14 protein-coding genes are annotated in these 18961 nt (G+C 64.7%); 10 read left to right on the top strand and 4 right to left on the bottom strand.

Annotated features, from left to right (window positions below):
• Positions 1-36 precede the first annotated feature (36 nt).
• Together LJ655_RS21350 and LJ655_RS21345 are read left to right on the top strand one after the other, a co-directional pair.
• Positions 37-1395, top strand: coding sequence for an MFS transporter (locus LJ655_RS21350; protein ID WP_230563208.1), 1359 nt, complete (start codon positions 37-39; stop codon positions 1393-1395).
• Between the two features lie 224 nt (positions 1396-1619).
• The gene (locus tag LJ655_RS21345; protein ID WP_230563207.1) at positions 1620-2363 is read left to right on the top strand and encodes a FadR/GntR family transcriptional regulator; all 744 of its coding nucleotides are present in this window, start codon (positions 1620-1622) and stop codon (positions 2361-2363) included.
• A gap of 142 nt (positions 2364-2505) precedes the next feature.
• On the opposite strand, the gene LJ655_RS21340 is transcribed toward LJ655_RS21345, so the two are convergent.
• Positions 2506-4089: an aldehyde dehydrogenase (NADP(+)) gene (locus tag LJ655_RS21340; protein ID WP_230563206.1), complete on the bottom strand. Its 1584-nt coding sequence runs from the start codon at positions 4087-4089 to the stop codon at positions 2506-2508.
• Positions 4090-4320: 231 nt separating this feature from the next.
• Between LJ655_RS21340 and garL the strand changes: the two genes are divergently transcribed.
• Together garL and LJ655_RS21330 are read left to right on the top strand one after the other, a co-directional pair.
• On the top strand, positions 4321-5121 hold the full coding sequence (gene garL, locus LJ655_RS21335) for a 2-dehydro-3-deoxyglucarate aldolase (RefSeq protein WP_230563205.1): 801 nt from the start codon (positions 4321-4323) through the stop codon (positions 5119-5121).
• A complete protein-coding gene (locus tag LJ655_RS21330; RefSeq protein WP_268991624.1) occupies positions 5118-6047 on the top strand; it encodes a 2-hydroxy-3-oxopropionate reductase in 930 nt (309 codons plus the stop codon). The genes garL and LJ655_RS21330 overlap by 4 nt, the downstream gene beginning before the upstream one ends.
• Before the next feature lie 211 nt (positions 6048-6258).
• Here the strand turns inward: LJ655_RS21330 and LJ655_RS21325 are convergent, their stop codons facing one another.
• Positions 6259-7053, bottom strand: a complete 795-nt coding sequence (locus LJ655_RS21325; RefSeq protein ID WP_230563203.1) for an NAD-dependent epimerase/dehydratase family protein — start codon at positions 7051-7053, stop codon at positions 6259-6261.
• A gap of 310 nt (positions 7054-7363) precedes the next feature.
• A complete protein-coding gene (locus LJ655_RS21320) occupies positions 7364-8185 on the bottom strand; it encodes an alpha/beta fold hydrolase (protein ID WP_230563202.1) in 822 nt (273 codons plus the stop codon).
• Positions 8186-8719: 534 nt separating this feature from the next.
• Here LJ655_RS21320 and LJ655_RS21315 point away from each other — a divergent pair.
• The 4 genes from LJ655_RS21315 (at position 8720) to LJ655_RS21300 (ending at position 12304) form a co-directional block, all read left to right on the top strand.
• Positions 8720-10144, top strand: coding sequence for a cytochrome ubiquinol oxidase subunit I (locus tag LJ655_RS21315; protein WP_230563201.1), 1425 nt, complete (start codon positions 8720-8722; stop codon positions 10142-10144).
• Positions 10145-10166: 22 nt separating this feature from the next.
• Positions 10167-11171: a cytochrome d ubiquinol oxidase subunit II gene (cydB, locus tag LJ655_RS21310; protein WP_230563200.1), complete on the top strand. Its 1005-nt coding sequence runs from the start codon at positions 10167-10169 to the stop codon at positions 11169-11171.
• A complete protein-coding gene (locus LJ655_RS21305; RefSeq protein WP_230563199.1) occupies positions 11146-11331 on the top strand; it encodes a hypothetical protein in 186 nt (61 codons plus the stop codon). Before cydB ends, LJ655_RS21305 begins: the two co-directional genes overlap by 26 nt.
• 193 nt (positions 11332-11524) lie before the next feature.
• Positions 11525-12304 carry a response regulator transcription factor gene (locus LJ655_RS21300; protein ID WP_230563198.1) on the top strand — a complete coding sequence of 260 codons (780 nt, stop codon included), beginning with the start codon at positions 11525-11527 and terminating at the stop codon, positions 12302-12304.
• Here the strand turns inward: LJ655_RS21300 and LJ655_RS21295 are convergent.
• Positions 12270-14186, bottom strand: a complete 1917-nt coding sequence (locus LJ655_RS21295; RefSeq protein WP_230563197.1) for an ATP-binding response regulator — start codon at positions 14184-14186, stop codon at positions 12270-12272. The two genes, LJ655_RS21300 and LJ655_RS21295, sit on opposite strands and share 35 nt — an antisense overlap.
• A 343-nt stretch (positions 14187-14529) precedes the next feature.
• Between LJ655_RS21295 and LJ655_RS21290 the strand changes: the two genes are divergently transcribed.
• Complete coding sequence (locus LJ655_RS21290; RefSeq protein ID WP_230563196.1) at positions 14530-15321, top strand: hypothetical protein; 792 nt, start codon at positions 14530-14532, stop codon at positions 15319-15321.
• A gap of 182 nt (positions 15322-15503) precedes the next feature.
• Positions 15504-18920 carry an alpha/beta fold hydrolase gene (locus tag LJ655_RS21285; RefSeq protein ID WP_230563195.1) on the top strand — a complete coding sequence of 1139 codons (3417 nt, stop codon included), beginning with the start codon at positions 15504-15506 and terminating at the stop codon, positions 18918-18920.
• Positions 18921-18961: the final 41 nt, after the last annotated feature.

The raw sequence follows: 18961 nt of genomic DNA, 5'->3' as shown, positions 1-18961 counted from the left end.
AGGCTACACCTCCCCCGACAATCCAGGAGACGACCCATGGACTTGAGCCGCCCGGCCAGTTCCACCCATGCCGCCGCTAGCGCGGCACGCACCAAGGTTCGCTACGGCATCCTGCTGCTGATCTTTGTGATCACGACGCTCAACTATGCCGACCGCGCGACGCTGTCCGTCACCGGTTCCGCGATGCGCACCGCGTTCAGCCTGGACGCGATCCGCATGGGCTACATCTTTTCCGCATTCAGCTGGGCCTACGTGTTGTCGCAACTGCCGGCCGGCTGGCTGCTCGACCGCTTTGGCCCACGCCGCGTGTACGCGGCGAGCATCTTCTCGTGGTCGCTGTTCACGCTGCTGCAAAGCTCGGTCGGCCTGCTCGGCAGCGCCGGAGCGGCGATCACCGCACTATTCGCGCTGCGCTTCGTCATGGGCGCGGCCGAGGCGCCGGCATTCCCGGCGAATGCCAAGGTCGTCGCGAGCTGGTTCCCGACCAGCGAGCGCGGCACCGCGTCAGCGATCTTCAACGCCGCGCAATACTTCGCCGCGGTCGTGTTCACGCCGCTGATGGCGTGGCTCACGCACGCGTTCGGCTGGCAGACGGTCTACCTCGTGATGGGGGTGGCCGGCCTGCTGCTCGCGCTGACGTGGCTCAAGGTGATGAAGAATCCCGCCGACCACCCGCGCGTGTCGCGCGCCGAACTCGAGTACATCGAGCAAGGCGGCGGCCTCGTCAACGGTGCGCGCAAGACGCGCCCGGACGACGTATCGAAGGCCGGCGGCTGGTCGCTGGTGCGCCAGCTACTGGGCAACCGCATGCTGCTCGGCGTGTATCTCGCGCAGTACTGCATCAACGTGCTGACCTATTTCTTCCTGACCTGGTTTCCGATCTACCTCGTGCAGGCGCGCGGCATGACGATTCTGCAGGCGGGGTTCGTGGCCTCGCTGCCGGCGATCTGCGGTTTTCTCGGCGGGGTGCTCGGCGGCGTGCTGTCGGACGGGCTGATCCGCCGCGGCTGTTCGCTGACCGTCGCGCGCAAGGTGCCGATCGTCGGCGGCATGCTGCTGTCGACCTGCATCATCGGCTGCAATTACGTGACGACCGACTGGATCGTCGTCGCGCTGATGTCGCTCGCGTTTTTCGGCAAGGGCATCGGCGCGCTCGGCTGGGCGGTGGTCGCCGATACGTCGCCGAAGGAAGCGCTCGGCCTGTCCGGCGCGATCTTCAACATGTTCGGCAACATCGCCGGCATCGTGACGCCGATCGTGATCGGTTACCTCGTCGCGCGATCGGGCTCGTTCAACGGCGCACTGATATTTGTCGGCGCGAATGCGCTGCTGACGGTGATCAGCTATCTCGTGATCGTCAAGGACATTCGGCGGGTCGAGTTGCGCGCGGCGTGAGCCAGTTATAGGCTTGGTTATCGTCTCAGTTATCGTACTTCCGGGCTGCTTGGGGCCGGCACCTCGCGCGTTTTTTGCGGACCGAGGTACTAAACGCCGGGCATCCGCCGATCGATGGCGTATTGGCGTCGAAAATGATTCGGCGCTAATATAATCAGTCGTCAGACGACGATATAATAAAAATGCAGGATTTCCAGCAATCTTCGAGACAAGGAGCGTTTTCGATGGCTACACCACTAGCATCCGCGGCACCGCCACGACGCGCTCGCAATCTTGCCGAGTTCGTCGTCAACTACGTCACCGAGCAGATCGCAGCCAACGTGCTGAAGCCGGGCGACAAACTCCCGACCGAATCGCAGCTCATGAACACGCTCAGCGTGAGCCGCACGGTGATTCGCGAGGCGATTTCGCGCCTGCAGGCAGGCAAGATCATCGAGACACGGCACGGCATCGGCAGCTTCGTGCTCGAGCCGCAGCGCGAAAAGCTCGGCATCGACATGGTGCCCGCCACTACGCTGCGCGACGTGCTGTCCATCCTGGAGCTGCGCATCAGCCTCGAAACCGAATGCGCAGGTCTTGCCGCGCAACGCGCGAAACCGGACGACCTCGCCCGCATGCGCAGCGCGCTCGACGCGATCGAGGCGACGCGTCATAACGGGCTCGACAGCGTGGAAGCCGATCTGCAGTTCCACATTTCGGTCGCGCGCGCCACGGGCAACCGCTATTTCGTCGACATCCTGTCGCAGATGGGCAGCGCGCTGATTCCGCGCAATCGGCTCGACTCGGCCGGCATCGCGCACGCCGATCCCGATGCGTACCTGTCACTCGTGAATCTGGAGCATGAGAGCATTCTCGAGGCGATCTCGCGGCGCGACGCGGAAGGCGCACGCGCGGCGATGCGGATGCATCTGTCCAACAGCCGCGAGCGGCTGCGCCGCGCGAATGAAGTGAACGAAGCGAATAGCTGATTCTCGCGAAGCGCGCGGGCGAAAAAAATGGCCGGAAATCTTCCGGCCATTTTTTATCCTGCGCGGGCCTTCGCCCTTCCCTTCGAGGCACGCCCGGGCCGGTCAGCCCGGGCGCGTATCCGTTCAGCACAGCGTCACGCCATTAACCGCGCGTGAGTTCGCCGTCGCGACGACGCCACAGTTCCAGCGGATTGCCGTCGGCGAGCGTTTCCGGCAGCAGTTCCGCCGGAAAGTCCTGGTAGCACACCGGGCGCAGAAAGCGGTCGATCGAGGTCGTGCCGACCGAGGTCGCGCGGCTGTCCGAGGTTGCCGGGAACGGGCCGCCGTGGACCATCGCGTGACACACTTCGACGCCGGTCGGGAAGCCGTTGACCAGAATCCGGCCGGCCTTGCGCTCGAGAATCGGCACCAGCTTCTTCGCGGCCGCCACGTCGGCGCTGTCCATCTGCAGCGTCGCGGTCAGCTGGCCGGCGAAGTGCTCGGCAACCTTCAGCATTTCCTGCTCGTCCTTGCAGCGGATGATCGTCGACACCGGGCCGAACACTTCGTCTTCGAGCGCCGGGTTTGCGAGGAACGTCTGCGCGTCGGTCACGAACAGCGCTGCGCACGCCTGGGTCGGTCCGGTCGCCGCCACGCCGCGCGCCACGACTTCGACGCCTTTGGTCGCGGCCAGCTTGCTTTCGCCATCTTCATACGCGGCGTGGATGCCCGAAGTCAGCATGGTTTGCGCCGGCTTGGCGGCGAGCGCTTCCGATGCCGTGGCGACGAAGCCCTTCAGCGCGTCGCTGTCGATCGCGATGGCGAGGCCCGGGTTCGTGCAGAACTGACCCGCGCCAAGCACGAGCGAGTCGACGAAACCGCGCGCGATGCTGTCGCCGCGCGCCGACAGAGCGTTCGGCAGCAGGAACACCGGGTTGATGCTGCTCATTTCCGCGTAAACCGGAATCGGCTCGGGACGCGCAGCCGCGACACGCATCAGCGAGGTGCCGCCCGCGCGCGAACCGGTGAAACCGACCGCCTTGATGGCCGGGTGCGCGACCAGCGCCTCGCCGACCGAGTTGCCCGCGCCGACGATCATCGAGAACACGCCTTCGGGCAGATCCATTTCCTGCGCGACGCGCTGAATCACGCGACCGACCAGCTCCGAGGTGCCGAGGTGTGCGCGGTGCGCCTTCACGACGACCGGGCAGCCGGCCGCAAGCGCCGCGGCGGTGTCGCCGCCCGCCACCGAGAACGCGAGCGGAAAGTTGCTCGCGCCGAACACGGCGACCGGGCCGAGCGCGATCTTCTGCATACGCAGATCCGAGCGCGGCAGCGGCTTGCGCTCCGGCAGCGGCGAGTCGAGCGTCGCGTTGAGCCACTGACCCGCGCGCACGGTCCGCGCGAACAGCTTCAGCTGGCCCGTGGTGCGGCCGCGCTCGCCTTCCAGCCGCGCCTTCGGCAGGCCCGATTCAGCCTGGGCGCGCTCGATCAGCTCGTCGCCGAGCGCGGTGATGCCGTCCGCGATTCGATCCAGAAACTCGGCGCGCACTGCGAGCGGCAGTTGACGATAGGCGTCGAACGCCTGTTGCGCGAGCGAGCACGCCTGCTCGACGTTTTCGACGGTGCCGCTGCCGAACACCGGCTCGGCAATCTCGGAACCCGTGGCAGGATTGAACGCGCGCAGCGGTTTTTCCTGGCCGCGCACCGCTTTGCGACCAATCAGCATTTCACCGGTAATAGGCATTTCTCGCTTTCCTTTAAACGTAGCTAAAGATATAGGTCATCCTACAACATAGCGGGGGCCCCATGCAACCCGAAACGCTTGTCTGACAGGGGCATAGGGGTATACTCGCCCGTTACAACCGAGCCGTGCGGTGCTAATCTACGGCTAGTCATACGACGACTTATAACCCCCAATTCGCGGTTCAGCATTGTCGCAGTTTTCCCGATCCATCGCAGTTCGAGGAGACACCGCATGCCCGCCGTCACGCCTTACGAATCCCTGCCCAACCGCTTCCGGCGCGCGGTGCGTGAAGGAAAAGTCCAGATCGGCTGCTGGGCGTCGCTCGCGAGTCCGATCGCCACCGAACTGCTGGGCACGGTCGGCTTCGACTGGATGCTGCTCGACGCCGAACACGCGCCCAACGACGTGCTCACGTTGATCCCGCAACTGATGGCGCTCAAGGACAGCGGCAGCGCGCCGGTTGTCCGACCACCGGCCAACGACAGCGTCGTGATCAAGCGTTTTCTCGACAGCGGCTTCTCGAACTTCCTCGTGCCCTTCGTCGACAGCGCCGACGACGCCGCCCGCGCGGTCGCGTCGACACGCTACCCGCCGCAGGGCATCCGCGGCGTGTCGGTCGGCCATCGCGGCAACCGCTATGGCACCGTACCCGACTATTTCTCGATGGCCAACGACAACGTCTGTGTGATCCCACAGATCGAAAGCCGCAAGGCAGTTGAGACGATCGACAGCATCCTCGCAGTGGACGGCGTCGACGCGGTCTTCATCGGCCCGTCGGACCTCGCGGCCTCGTTTGGTCACCTCGGCAATGCGAACCATCCGGACGTGCAACAGGCGATCGCGCATGTGTTCGAGCGCGCGCAGGCGGCCGGCAAGTCGAGCGGCATTCTCGCGCCGGTGCAGGCGGACGCGGAACGTTATCTGTCGATGGGCGCGCGCGTCGTCGCGGTCTGCGCGGATCTCGGGCTGCTCAAAGGCGCCGCGCAAGCGGTGCAGAAACACTTCATGCAGAAACAGGCGGGCGAGGCTTGAACGTCACCGCCACGACATCTTCGGAGCATTCCATGCAAAAAGCAGGCTTTATCGGACTGGGCATCATGGGCAAGCCCATGGCCGCCAACCTTTTGAAAAACGGCGTCTCGCTCGCCGCCTTCACGCGCAGCGGCGTGCCCGCCGAGCTTACGCAGGCAGGCGCCGTCGCATGCGAGAACCCCGCCGCGGTCGCCGAGCACGCGGACGTGATCTTCATCATGGTGCCGGATACGCCGGACGTCGAACGCGTGCTGTTCGGCGAGAACGGTCTCGCGAGCGCGCTGCGCGCGGGCCAGACCGTCGTCGACATGAGCTCGATCTCGCCGATGGCGACCCGCGACTTCGCGGCGCGCGTGCGCGAAACCGGCGCCGGTTATCTCGACGCGCCCGTGTCGGGCGGCGAAGTCGGCGCGAAGGCCGGCTCGCTGACCATCATGGTCGGCGGCGAGCAGGCCACCTTCGACAGCGTGAAGCCCCTCTTCGACATGATGGGCAAGAACATCACGCTGATCGGCGCGGTCGGCGCGGGCCAGGTGTGCAAGGTCGCCAACCAGGTGATCGTCGCGGCGACCATCGAAGCGGTTGGCGAAGCGCTGCTGCTCGCCTCGAAGGCCGGGGTCGATGCGGCGCGCGTGCGTGAGGCGCTGATGGGGGGCTTCGCATCGTCGCGCATTCTCGAAGTGCACGGCGAGCGCATGACCCGGCGCACGTTCGATCCGGGCTTCCGCATCGAACTGCACCAGAAGGACCTGAACCTCGCGCTGTCGACCGCGCGGGCGCTCGGCGTGTCGCTGCCGAACACCGCCACTTGCCAGGCGCTGTTCAACGCGTGCGTCGCGCACGGCGGCAAGGCTTGGGATCACTCGGCGATGGTGCGCGCGCTCGAAGTGCTCGCGAATCACGAGATCGGTCAGACGACCGCGTAAGCGCGCTGTTGTCGGGAGCGGTGCTTGCACCGCTACACCTTCAGGCAGTCGGCCGCCTCGGAACCCGCCACACAGAAAAATCGGCGCCCAGTTACGGGCGCCGCTTCCTTCATTGAATCGGCCCACCAGAGCCAACTGTTATTCGCATCTTTTCGCCGTCGCCACGCTGCCGCTCCTCGCGTGATGCAACGCCCGTCAAACCGACCGGGGCTCAACCCTTACGCGAATAGTCGATGCCGACGAAACTGCCGCCCTGAAAGCGTTGGCCCAGTTCATCGAGCGGATTCGGGCGCGACAGAATCTCTTCGGCGTAGTCCTCGGCATTCTGCTTCGGCTCGTAGCCGAGACGCGCCGCGCCGCTGTTGTCCCACCAGCTGCGCGTATTGGCCGACACGCCCCAGATGGTCAGGAAGCCGACGTCCTCCGCTTCGATGCAGCGATCGAGAAAATGAAACAGGTCCTTGTGGCCGAACCAGGTGCTCAGGTGGCGCGGCTCGGTCGGGCGCTCGAGGCAGCTGCCGATGCGCACGCACACGCTTTCGATGCCGTGCTTGTCCCAGTACATGCGCGCGAGCGCTTCGCCCCACACTTTCGACAGCCCGTAGAACCCATCCGGGCGCAGTTCGCAGTCGAGGCTCAGATGCTCGGTGACCGGATACATGCCGATCGCGTGGTTCGAGCTCGCGAACACGATGCGCTTCACGCCGTTGCGGCGCGCGCCTTCGTAGACTTCGACGAGGCCGCGCAGATTGTTTTCGATGATTTCAGGCAGCGGACGCTCGACGCTCGTGCCCGCGAAATGAATCAGCACGTCCACCCCGTTGAGCAGACGGTCGACGATCGCCGGATCGCGCAGATCGCCATTCATCACGTCTTCGCCGTCGACGAGCGGCGTCAGCACTTTCGAGCCGGCAGCCGAGCGCAACGGCACACCGCGCGCGACGAATTCAGCACGTACCACGGAGCCGAGCTGGCCGCCGGCGCCACTCAGGGCAATTTTCTTCATAAGGGGTTCCTTTTACTGCGCCGCGCGCGAGGTCGACAGGGGACCGGCACAGGGTTGAGCGGGCCGCGAACCGCGCTCCGGTTGTACGACAACGTACTATCGACGATGGCCCCATGGATTTCAACTCCGCATTTACCCTTAAATGGATTGCGCGAAGTCCCGCATACCATTAAAAATCAATGAGATGCGATCGAAGCTTTTGTGTGACATCGTATATCTAAAGCCGCATTTTGGAACGAACGATTGACGCAAGCGGCGACCATCCGCCGCCCGCGTCGTCACCTCAGCCCACCATGACGTTGCCGAGCGCTCAGGAGCCGATGAATTCGAGCAGGTCAGCATTCACCTTGTCAGCCTCGACCGTGCACATGCCGTGCTGGCCGCCCGGGTAGACCTTCAGCGTCGCGTTCTTGACGATCTTCGCGGTCTGCCGGCCCGCTGCGTCGATGGGCACGATCTGGTCGTCGTCGCCGTGCAGCACCAGTGTCGGCACGTCGATCTTCTTCAGGTCTTCGGTGTAGTCGACTTCGGAGAACTGCTTGATGCAGTCGTACAACCCCTTGATCGAGCCGGCCATGCCTTGCCGCCAGAACGAATCGATCACGCCCTGCGACACCTTCGCGCCCTCCCGGTTGTAGCCGTAGAACGGCACGGCCAGATCCTTGAAGAACTGCGAGCGATCGTCGACGACGCTCTTGCGAAGGCCGTCGAACACGTCGATCGGCAGACCGAGCGGATTATCCGCGGTCTTCAGCATCAAGGGCGGCACCGCGCCGATCAGCACGGCCTTCGCGACGCGCGCCGTGCCATGCCGGCCGATGTAATGCGCGACTTCGCCGCCGCCCGTCGAATGGCCGACCAGCGTCGCGTCCCGCAGGTCGAGATGTTCGATCAGCGCGGCGAGATCGTCGGCGTAGGTGTCCATCTCGTTGCCGTCCCACGGCTGTTCGGAACGGCCGTGACCGCGCCGGTCGTGCGCGATCACGCGAAAGCCCTTGCTGCCGAGAAACAGCATCTGCGCATCCCACGCGTCCGCGGTGAGAGGCCAGCCGTGAGAAAACACGACCGGGCGGCCCTTGCCCCAGTCCTTGTAGAAAATCGAGGTACCGTCTTTCGTCCTGATCGTGCTCATCTGCTGACTCCTTATCGGTGAAGTCTGCCGTCGCCGGCAGGTGGATAAAGCGAAAGCCGTTCACGAAGCATGCGCGCGATGCATGACAGAACGTCGCGCGGATACGTCAATGAATAAGGGAAACGACACAAGCATAAAAGTAAAATAAATCGCTTGATTCCCATGCGGACCGAGGAAGTCGGTTCCGATGGATCGATTGTCGGTTGACGACGGTGACGGCCGGCGACCGAAGCTGGGCAAGTCAGAGAGCCGCGCGACGAAGCGCATTGCTGCAGCGCGGTCGATTGACGCAGCTCGCGCTGCAACGCGCGCACGGCAACGCCACAGCCGATAAAAGAAACGTGAGACTCATCAACGGCTTATGCCGTCAATAAGCTCGTTTCGAATAAAACAAGGCGGTTTTTTGACGCACAACGCATCGCAACACATTTTGTTTCGATCCCCTACTCTTGCGCCATCCGTCCAGCGCAGTGCGTATCGACACCGGTCGACGCGCGTAATTCCACTCGAGCGGCCATCGCGCACAACACGATCATGACCTCCGCAATATCGGCATTCGATCTCGCCCGCATTCAGTTCGCATTCACCGTTTCTTTTCACATCGTTTTCCCCGCGCTTAGCATCGGTCTCGCGAGTTTCATCGCCGTACTCGAATGGCGCTGGCTGCAAACCGGCAAGGCGTACTACAAAGATCTTTGTCTGTTCTGGTCAAAGATCTTCGCAGTGGCCTTCGGCATGGGCGTCGTCTCCGGCGTCGTGATGGCGTATCAGTTCGGCACCAACTGGTCGGGCTTTTCGAGTTTCGCCGGGCCCATCACCGGCCCGTTGCTGATGTACGAGGTGATGACCGCGTTCTTTCTCGAAGCGGGCTTCCTCGGCATCATGCTGTTCGGCTGGCAGCGCGTGAGTCCGCGCGCGCACTTCGGCGCGACGCTGATGGTCGCGATCGGCACGCTGATCTCGACCTTCTGGATTCTCGCGTCCAATAGCTGGATGCAGACGCCGCGGGGTTTCGAAGTCGTCGACGGCCATGTCGTGCCGCTCGACTGGTTCAAGATCATCTTCAATCCTTCCTTCCCGTACCGGCTCGCGCACATGGCGCTCGCGGCGTTCATCGTCGCGGGGCTGGTGGTCGCGGCGGTCGGCGCCTGGCATCTGCTGCGCGGCCGGCGCGATCCCGCCGTCAAGAAGATGTTCTCGATGGCGCTGTGGCTGCTGTTGATCCTCACGCCGATTCAGGCATTCGTCGGCGATCAGCACGGCCTGAATACGCGCGAGTATCAGCCGGCGAAGATCGCGGCCATCGAAGGTCTTTGGGATACCGAAAAGGGCGGCACCGCGCTGAACCTGTTCGGCATTCCCGACATGAAGGCGGAGACCACACGCTATGCGGTGTCGGTGCCTCACCTCGGCAGCCTGATCCTCACGCATAGCTGGGACGGAGAAATCCGCGGCCTGAAGGAATTTCCGCCGCAGGACCGGCCGGATTCGACCGTCGTGTTCTGGAGCTTCCGCATCATGGCCGGCCTCGGCGTGCTGATGATCGCGATGTCGATCGCGGCCTGGGTACTACGGCGCCGCGGGCATCTGTTCGAAGCGAAGTGGTTCCAGCGGCTGTGCGTCGCGATGGGGCCGAGCGGCTTCGTCACGCTGCTGGCCGGCTGGGTCACGACGGAAGCGGGCCGCCAGCCGTGGGTCGTCTACGGCGTGATGCGCACGTCGCAGGCGGTATCGCCGCTGACCACGCAGCAGGTCGGCCTGTCGCTGATGACGTTCGTGGTCGTCTACTTCCTCGTGTTCGGCACCGGCATCTACTACATGCTCAAGCTGATGCGCTCGGGTCCCGCCCTGCCTGGCGGCAAGTCGCACGACAGGCCCCATGGTCTGCCGCAGCCGACGCCCGCGCAGAGCGCGCGCCGGCCGCTGTCCGCCGCCGATCAGATGATCGACGCCGTCTAACCCACGACTCAAGAGAAAGAACATGGACGTAACCGTCGTATGGGCCGCAATCATCGCGCTGGGCCTTTTCATGTACGTGGTGCTCGATGGCTTCGATCTTGGCATCGGCATCGTCTTTCCGTTCTTCCCCGACGAAAAGGAACGCGACCTGATGATGAACACGGTCGCGCCGGTGTGGGACGGCAACGAAACCTGGCTCGTGCTCGGCGGCGCCGCGCTGTTCGCGGTGTTCCCGGTCGTCTACTCGACCGTGCTGTCGGCGCTCTATCTGCCGCTCGTGTTCATGCTCGTATGCCTGATCTTTCGCGGCGTGTCGTTCGAAATTCGCGCGAAGGCACGTCGCACGAAGCATCTGTGGGACCTCGCGTTCATCGGCGGCTCGGCAGGCGCGGCGTTCTTCCAGGGCATCGCGCTCGGCGCGTTCCTGCAAGGCATTCCGGTCGCCGAGGGCGCGTATGCCGGCGCTGCGTTCGGCTGGCTCACGCCGTTCAGCCTGCTGACGGGCCTCGGGCTCGTCGCCACTTATGCGCTGCTCGGCTGCTGCTGGCTGATCGCGAAGACCGAGGGCGATCTGCAGCGGCGCCTGCATCGCGTCGTCTGGCCGCTGACCCTGGTGCTGCTCGGCTTCATCGTGGCGGTCAGTCTGTGGACGCCGCTGATGGACGCGGGCATCGCGCAACGCTGGTTCCACGATGGGATCTTCTACCGTCTGCTGCCGGTACCGTTCCTCGTTGCGATCTGCGCATTCTTCATGCATCGCGCGGTGCACGCGCGCCATCACAACACCCCATTCGTGCTCGCGCTGGCGCTCGTGCTGCTCGGCTATCTCGGGCTGCTCGTGAGCCTGTGGCCGTATGCGATCCCGTCGACCATCACGCTATGGGATGCCGCCGCGCCGCGCACGAGCCAGACCTTCACGCTGGCCGGCGCAGCGGTGATCCTGCCGATCATCGTCGCGTACACGACGATGGGTTACTGGGTCTTTCGAGGCAAGGTGCGTCATGACGACCAACATCACTACCACTGAAAGCCAAGGCGCTCCCGCAGCGGCCGCCGGATCGCCCGGCCGCAAACTGCCGGGCTGGCTCTGGTTCATCGCGCTATGGTGCTTCGGCGTGGCCGCGGCGATGTCGCTCGGTTTCGCGTTCAAGCTTCTGATGAACGCCACGTTGTTTGCGGTCACATAGCGACGTGCGAACCTGCATCGATCCGCCGGTCATGACGTGCCGGATCGTGCGCGCAAGCGCTTAAAAAACGGGCCGCGCGGCTCGTCTACGTAGCAAGCCGGAACCTATGCGCGGGAGACCTGCCTTAACATCACGAAGCGCATCGAACGAGGCCGGCGGCCCACAACGGACAGGCTCGACTCGCGGAGACATCATGAAGTTTCTTGTAGCCGACGACCATGAACTGATCCGGCAAGGCGTCAAAGGCATGCTGCGCGGCTTCGACCCCGATGCCCAGTTCGACGAAGCCGATAGTTGGGAAACCCTTGCGACCGCCGCGCGGCCCGACGCGAATCACGATCTGGCGATCGTCGATCTGCATATGCCGGGTATGAGCGGCGCGACATCGCTCGAAACACTGCTGAAGGCGAATCCGGCGCTCCCGGTCGTGGTGCTGTCCGCGGAGGAATCGCCCGACGAGATGCGCGCAGTGCTCGCGGCCGGCGCGCTCGGCTTCGTACCGAAGCGCCAGCCCGCCAGCGTGATGTTGAAGGCGATCGAGCTGGTGCTGTCCGGCGGCGCTTACGTGCCGATGGAGGCGTTGAGTCTGCTCGGCTCGCGCGAGGCCCAGGCGACAGGACGCGCGGCAGCCGATGCGAGCGGTTCAACTGCTGTGCCACCTCCGGGCGCCACCGTGCAAGCGGCCTGCGCGCCGGGCGAGAGCACAGCCGCGCAGACCACACCGGTCACGCAGTTGCCGTCGCTGCAGCCGCATCAGCAACATCTGCTCGAGAACCTCTCGCCGCGGCAGCAGGACATCATGCGGCTCGTGCATCGCGGCTGGACCAACAAGATGATCGCGCGCGACCTCGGCGTGGCCGAAGGCACGGTCAAAGTGCATTTGTCGGTGATCTTTCGGGCGCTCGGCGTGCATAACCGGTCGACGGCGATCGCGGTAATCAACGGATGGCTGGAGGGTGGGAAGACGTTGTAGCCGGTTGCGCCGCAGAGCCCGCTTCAGTTGGCTGAAAGCCGGCCGCGGCGGGCGAATGCACGGGGTCAGCCTCTGCCGCCCCCTCCCCCGATACCGCCACGCCCGCCGCTCGCCCCTTGTCGAGTTCCGCCTGCTGCCACAGCATTTCCAGCGTGCGCCGCAAGCGCGCCGGCGTCACCGGCTTGTGCAGCACCGGAATCCCCTGCAACGCGAGCGCCTCCAGTTCCGGCGATGCCATATCGCCGGTGATCAGCAGCGTCACCACATGGCCATGTCCTGCGCGCCCGAGCGCGCCGCGCATCGCGCTGAGCGCCTCCGCGCCGGTGCGGTGATGCGCGAGCTGGTAATCACATAGCACCGCGTCGGGCACGAAACCGTCCGCGAGCGCGGCGAGCGCCTCGGCTTCGTCGCGCGCGCCGCGCACGCTGCAGCCCCAACGCGCGAGCAGACTCGTGAGGCCTTCGAGTATCGACGGCTCGTCGTCGATGCACAGCACTCGGCGCCCCTGCGCGGCTGCGCCACCCGCGACCGAGTCGTTCAGACTCGCGACGATGCTGCCCGCATCGCCCGCCTGCACCGCAAAGCGGAACACGGAGCCGCGCCCCGGCGCGGAGCGCAACTGCAACTCGCTGCCGAGCAGGCCGACGAGCCGCTTGACGGTCGGCAGCCCGAGCCCATGCCCCTGACGCGCGTCGCGCTGCGGATTCTCCACCTGATAGAACTCCTCGAAAATACGTTCGTGCTCTTCCGGCGCAATGCCGATGCCCGAATCGCGCACCTCGATAAAGCCGCCGTTCGGCCGCCCCGCGCGTCGGAAGCCGAGCCAGATCGCGCCTCGCTCGGTATAACGCACCGCGTTCGACAGCAGATTGCTCAGCACGCGTTCGAGCAGCACGGGATCGTCGTAGACGATCATCGAAGTCGGCGCGATGCGCAGCGCGAGCCCCTTTGCCGCCGCCTGCGGACGATACTGGCTGCCGACCCGCTCGAACAGTTCGGCGAGCCGGAAGTGCAACCGGATCACCTGGGTCACGCCGCTCTCCAGCCGCGCAAGATCGAGCACCTGGTTGAAGAGCTGATTGAGCGCCTCGACGTTGTAGATGATGTGCCCGGCGGTCTTCGCCTGCTGCGCGGGCGTCGCGGCCGGATCGTTCAGCGACGCCGCGAGCAGGCCGATTGCATGGAGCGGTTGACGCAGATCGTGGCTGGCCGCTGCGAAAAAGCGCGTCTTCGCGAGGCTTGCCTCTTCGGCGACGCGCTTTTGCGCCGCCAGCGACTCCGCCAGGTACTGCTGATCGATACGCGCCTGCACGACCTGGCGAAACAGCTTGCGATAACTCATCGCGTAGACGTTGATCGCGCAGAAGAAGAACGCGAGCACGATCGCAAGGATCGTGCGATCGAACGTGTGCGAGCCGAAATGCAGCACGATCGATGGCAGCAGCAGGAACGGAATCGACGTCGAAAAATTGAGAAGATCGAAACCATTCGACATGAACACGCCGGCCGCGAGCGTCACCAGCATCACGGTATGCAGTAGCGGCAGATCGGTTTGCGGACTTTGGAACGCGAACCATACCGCAAAGCCCGGTCCGCTATACAGGAGCACGCCGCGCAGCGCATGCAGATAAATCCAGTCGCGCGGCGAGACCAGGTGCGGAAAGCGGCGATTGCAGATCCACAGCGCGAGCCCCGCGCAATTGGCGAGGGCATAAAAAACGAAGCACGCGATAAATAGCGACGGGTACGGCACATGCGGCCAGTAGATCGCCACGAGCACCGCGATCGAAAACCAGTGCGAAAAGAACGCGATCGGGTCCTGCGCATAGAGCACCCGCACGAGGTCTTCGTCGATGGCACGCTGGATCGGGTCGGCCCGCATGGGGCGGTCTCCTCGGGGGCATGCAACTTCGTCGAGACGAAGCGCTGACCAGGCGCCGGCGCCCCGGCGAAGCCGCAGGACGAGCCGGGCGACAAACGGGCACCCGCGCGGCTTCTCCTGCAGCGAATGCCCACTCTTCAGACGAATGGCCGGTCTTCTTCCGTCAGAAGGTTTACCCGGCAGTTTACCCATCAGCTAACACTTAATCCATATAGGCGAAGGCCTTGCCGCGAACCATACTGCATTCACATTTCGGCGCGGCATTTCAGGCAGCCTTTCCCCCGCTTCGCGGCTCACGCGCCGCGGCCCGCCGCGCCACACGCCAACCGTGACGGAGGTTTCCATGGGCGCAGTCCCGAGCTACGAGTTCGCCCGCCAACTCGACGACGCGGTCCTGCCTGATTTGTGGCGCAGGCGCACCCGGCTGTCCGCGGACGAAATGGTCTCGATGGTCGAACTGGTCAAGCGCGCGTTGCGGACCTATCACCCGCTCGAATTGCAGGCGCTCGGCGAAGACAAGGAAGAACTGGTCGCGCAGTTCATCTACGCGAAGGTGCTGCGCCTCGCGCCCGGTCATACCGAAACGAACGCCTGCGCCGACAGCGCGCCGTCCAACAGTTACGCAGTGTGCGCGTATTTCCGCCGTTATCTGATCGACTGCCTGCGCAGCGCGTGCCATCAGCGCAACGTATCGATGGAAACCGAGGGCGTCGCGCAGGAGATCGATCTGCACGCGCACGCGCTCGAAGACCCGGTGCAAAGCGTGCTGCTGCAATACGGCCTCGACGAAGAGCGCGTGCGGTGTGCGGCGCGCGAGTTCATCGAAGGGCTCGACGAACCCGAGCGAATCGTGCTGGCCGGCAGCCTCGGCTGGTGCTCGGAAGGCAAAGGCGGGCTCTCGGCGGTCGCGGCTCAGCATCGCGTGCCCTCCTATCACTATCGCGCCGTCAAACTCGGCGTCACGATGAAAAAGACGGCCGGCGCAGAGGAATTTTCCAACACGAAGATCGGCCGCTGGCTCAGCGACGTGCTCGGCATCGCGATCGACCTCGACAATCGCGCGGCGATTCTGGTGGCGCTGAATCTGCTCGCGGCGGAATCGAGCGACAGTGAATTCAATGAAGTGGCCGCGTAATAGTTCGGACAACCAACCGGCCAGCTACGCCTAAGAGGCGCGCCATCCACGGCGCGCTTGTTTGCGCCCGCTTTGCTTGCACCGATATTGCGCCTACGATAAAAAATCCGCCGCTGCATGCCGTCTTTGTTCCGAAGTCGAGCCTCTACTCCCCGCATCCGATTCCAGACGAGGTGGTCCTGATGAACCGCTTATCGAGCGCGCCGACGGCGCTGCAAAGGCACTACGAGGTGGTGGTGATAGGGTCCGGCTACGGCGGCGCAATCGCCGCGAGCCGCATGGCGCGCGCGGGCCGTCGCGTGTGCGTGCTCGAGCGTGGGCGCGAATTCATGGCCGGCGAGTTTCCGCGCACGCCCGTGCAGGGCGCTGAGCAGATTCAGTACAACACGGCCGAGGCGCAAATCGGTTCGCCGCTCGCGCTGCTCGAAGTCCACGTCAACCAGGACGTCAACGCGGTGGTGGGCTGCGGGCTCGGCGGCACCTCGCTGATCAACGCAAACGTCGCGCTCGAGGCCGATCCACGCCTATGGGACGACCCGCGCTGGCCAGCCGCGCTGCGTGCCGACAAGGCCGGACGCGACGACGGCTACGCGCTTGCGTGGAAAATGCTGTCACCGGCGCCCGTGCCCGACGATTTCCCGCCGCTGCCGAAGCTGCAGGCGCTCGAAAAATCGGCGCGGGCGCTCGGCATGGCGGAGCGCTTCAGCCGTCCGCCGATCACCGTCACATTCAAGGACGGCCCGAACGCGGCGGGCGTCGAGCAGCAGCGCTGTGTCGGTTGCGGCGACTGCAACTCCGGTTGCAACTACGACGCGAAGAACTCGACGCACATGAACTATTTGCCCGACGCGGTCGCGCACGGCGCGCAGATTTTCACCGGCACGGCCGTGCATTCGGTGCTGCGCGACGCCGACACACAGCAATGGAAGGTCAACTTCCAACTCGTGAAACTCGGCCGCGAAAGCTACGACGCGCCTGATCTGTTCGTGCTGGCCGACATCGTCATCGTCGCGGCCGGCACGATCGGTTCGAGCGCGCTGCTGCTGCGCTCGCGCGACGCGGGCTTGAGCACGTCGGAGATGCTCGGCCGGCATTTCACCGGCAACGGCGACGTGCTCGCGTTCGCGTACAACACGAAGGACACGATCAACGGCGTCGGCTGGGGCGCGCACAAGAAAGGGCAGATTCCGCCGGTCGGTCCCACCATCACCGGGCTGATCGACAATCGCGCCGACGAGAAAAGCGTCGGGAATGGCTATGTGATCGAGGAAGGTTCGCTGGCCGGGCCGGTCGGCGAGGCGCTCGTCGGCATGCTCGGCGCGGTCGCGCCGCTCGAAGGCGTGGATGCGGCCGGGCCGCCGTCGCTGCTCGACAGGATGGCCTACGAGGGCCGCGCAATCGAAAGCCTGATTCGCGGCCCCTATCACGGCGCGCTCAATCACACGCAAAGCTACCTCGTGATGGCGCACGACGACGAAGACGGCCGCATCACGGTCGGTGACAAAGGCCGCGCACGCATCGAATGGAAGAACGCGGGACGTCAGCCGATCTTCCAGACCATCGAGGACGTGCTCATCAAGGCGACCAAGCCGCTCGGCGGCAAATATCTGCGCAATCCGATTTCGACGAAAATCGCCGGCCGGCGCACCGTGACCGTGCATCCGCTCGGTGGCTGCGGGATGGGCGAGGACGCCGAGCGCGGCGTGGTGGATCATCAGGGCCGCGTGTTCAGCGGCAAGGCCGGCGCCGCGGTGCACGACGGCCTCTATGTGATGGACGGCGCGGTGATGCCGATGTCGCTCGGCGTGAACCCGCTGCTGACCATCTCGGCGCTCGCCGAACGCAGTTGCGCGTTGCTCGCCAAAGCGCACGGCTGGACGATCGATTACACATCGCGGGGCACTGCCGCCGCGCCGCCCGCGCAGAAGATCGGCCTGCGCTTCACGGAGACGATGGTCGGCACCTACACGCCCAACGGGGCGGGCGAAGCGGCGAAGAGCCCGATCGAATTCACGCTGACGGTCGAGTCCGACGATCTCGCCGATATGCTCGGCAACCCGAATCATCTCGCGCGAACCGCCGGCACGCTGACCTGCCCCGCCCTCTCCGCGCAGCCGCTGACGATCAGCGACGGCACGTTCAACCTGTTTGTCGTCAACGAGTCCGACGTCGACGAGCGCAACATGAACTACCGCATGACGCTCGATGCGGTCGAAGGCAAAACCTGGTACCTGACCGGCAAGAAGATCATTACGCGGACCTCGCCGATCAACCTGTGGGAGCAGACCAATACGCTGTACACGGAGATTCGCGCGTCGGCGCAGGACGATGCGCCGGTCGCCGGCACGGCAACACTGATCGTCACGCCGGAAAACTTCCTGAAGGAGCAGCGCACGCTCGAAGTCACGAATGCACCCGATCTGAAGACGCGCCTCGAATGGACGCTGAAGTTCGGCAAGTTCTTCGCGGGCGTGCTGTACGCCGAATACGGCGGCGTGGCCGCGCCGCTGCAGTTTTACGATCCGCACACGCCGCCGCGAGCGAAACGCATGTTGCGCGCGCCGGCGCCGCAAGTCACGTACTTCGACACGCCCGACCGCACGCGGCTCAAGCTCACGCGCTACTTCGATCCGGGCGCCGGCAAAGCCTCGAAGCCGATTCTGCTGATCCACGGATCGGGCGTATCGAGCCGCATCTTCTCGACCGATCTGACGCCGACCAACCTCGTCGAATATCTTTACGCCTGCGGCTACGACGTGTGGCTCGTCGATTTGCGCGTGAGCATAGAACTGCCTACCGTGCTGGTGCCGACCAACGTCGACAAGGTCGCGCGCGAGGACATTCCCGCCGCGGTCGCGAAGATTCGCGAGCTGACCGGTGTGCCGCAGATCCAGGTGCTCGGCCACTGCCTGGGCGGCCTCGCGCTCACCATGTCGCTGCTGCATGGACTCGACGGCGTGCGCTCGGCGGTGATTTCACAGGTGTCCGCGCATCCGGTACCGGGCACGTTGCAACGCATCAAGGCCGGCTTGCATATTCCCGACCTGATGCAGCATCTGCGCGTGCGCGACCTCACAGCCTATACGCAGGAAGACTCGTGGCCCGCCAACCTGCTCGACGAGGCGCTGCGCCTCTATCCGCTCGATCACGCGGAAGGCTGCGGCAATCCGATCTGTGATCGCGCGACGTTCCTCTATGGCCTGCTCTACGAGCACGACAAGCTGAACCAGACGTTGCATTCGAACCTGCAGGAACTGTTCGGCATTCACGACATGTCTGTCTTCCAGCACCTTGCGACGATGGTGCGCGCGGGCAAGGTCGTCGATGCGCGCGGTGATGACGTGTATCTGACTGGCGCGAACGGCACGAAAGGACTCGAGGGCATGCGTCTGCCGATCGGATTCATTCACGGCGAAAAGAACGAAACCTATCTGCCGGTCAGCACTGCGCTCACTTACGCCTTGCTGCGTGAGCACTTCCCCGAGCAGCCGTACGAGCGGCATCTGATCCCCGGCTATGGGCATATCGACTGCATCTTCGGCAAGAACGCGGCGCTCGATGTCTATCCGCTGATCGTCGACTATCTGAACGCGCATTGACGGCGGGGCGTTGCCGACGCTTCACGCGTTATCCGCGCGTG

This window comes from Paraburkholderia translucens, from assembly GCF_020881035.1.
GTDB lineage: Bacteria > Pseudomonadota > Gammaproteobacteria > Burkholderiales > Burkholderiaceae > Paraburkholderia > Paraburkholderia translucens.
The sequence above is the reverse complement of the archived record's forward strand: the minus strand, read 5'-3'. Positions and strand labels throughout refer to the sequence as shown.

Excerpts from the sequence above, each read along its gene's own strand:
- LJ655_RS21295 (WP_230563197.1), bottom strand. The coding sequence starts at position 14,186 with ATGCGGGCCGACCCGATCCAGCGTGCCATCGACGAAGACCTCGTGCGG.
- LJ655_RS21305 (WP_230563199.1), top strand. The coding sequence starts at position 11,146 with ATGACGACCAACATCACTACCACTGAAAGCCAAGGCGCTCCCGCAGCG.
- LJ655_RS21350 (WP_230563208.1), top strand. The coding sequence starts at position 37 with ATGGACTTGAGCCGCCCGGCCAGTTCCACCCATGCCGCCGCTAGCGCG.
- LJ655_RS21320 (WP_230563202.1), bottom strand. The coding sequence starts at position 8,185 with ATGAGCACGATCAGGACGAAAGACGGTACCTCGATTTTCTACAAGGAC.
- LJ655_RS21340 (WP_230563206.1), bottom strand. The coding sequence starts at position 4,089 with ATGCCTATTACCGGTGAAATGCTGATTGGTCGCAAAGCGGTGCGCGGC.
- cydB (WP_230563200.1), top strand. The coding sequence starts at position 10,167 with ATGGACGTAACCGTCGTATGGGCCGCAATCATCGCGCTGGGCCTTTTC.
- LJ655_RS21285 (WP_230563195.1), top strand. The coding sequence starts at position 15,504 with ATGAACCGCTTATCGAGCGCGCCGACGGCGCTGCAAAGGCACTACGAG.
- LJ655_RS21315 (WP_230563201.1), top strand. The coding sequence starts at position 8,720 with ATGACCTCCGCAATATCGGCATTCGATCTCGCCCGCATTCAGTTCGCA.
- garL (WP_230563205.1), top strand. The coding sequence starts at position 4,321 with ATGCCCGCCGTCACGCCTTACGAATCCCTGCCCAACCGCTTCCGGCGC.
- LJ655_RS21300 (WP_230563198.1), top strand. The coding sequence starts at position 11,525 with ATGAAGTTTCTTGTAGCCGACGACCATGAACTGATCCGGCAAGGCGTC.
- LJ655_RS21345 (WP_230563207.1), top strand. The coding sequence starts at position 1,620 with ATGGCTACACCACTAGCATCCGCGGCACCGCCACGACGCGCTCGCAAT.
- LJ655_RS21325 (WP_230563203.1), bottom strand. The coding sequence starts at position 7,053 with ATGAAGAAAATTGCCCTGAGTGGCGCCGGCGGCCAGCTCGGCTCCGTG.
- LJ655_RS21290 (WP_230563196.1), top strand. The coding sequence starts at position 14,530 with ATGGGCGCAGTCCCGAGCTACGAGTTCGCCCGCCAACTCGACGACGCG.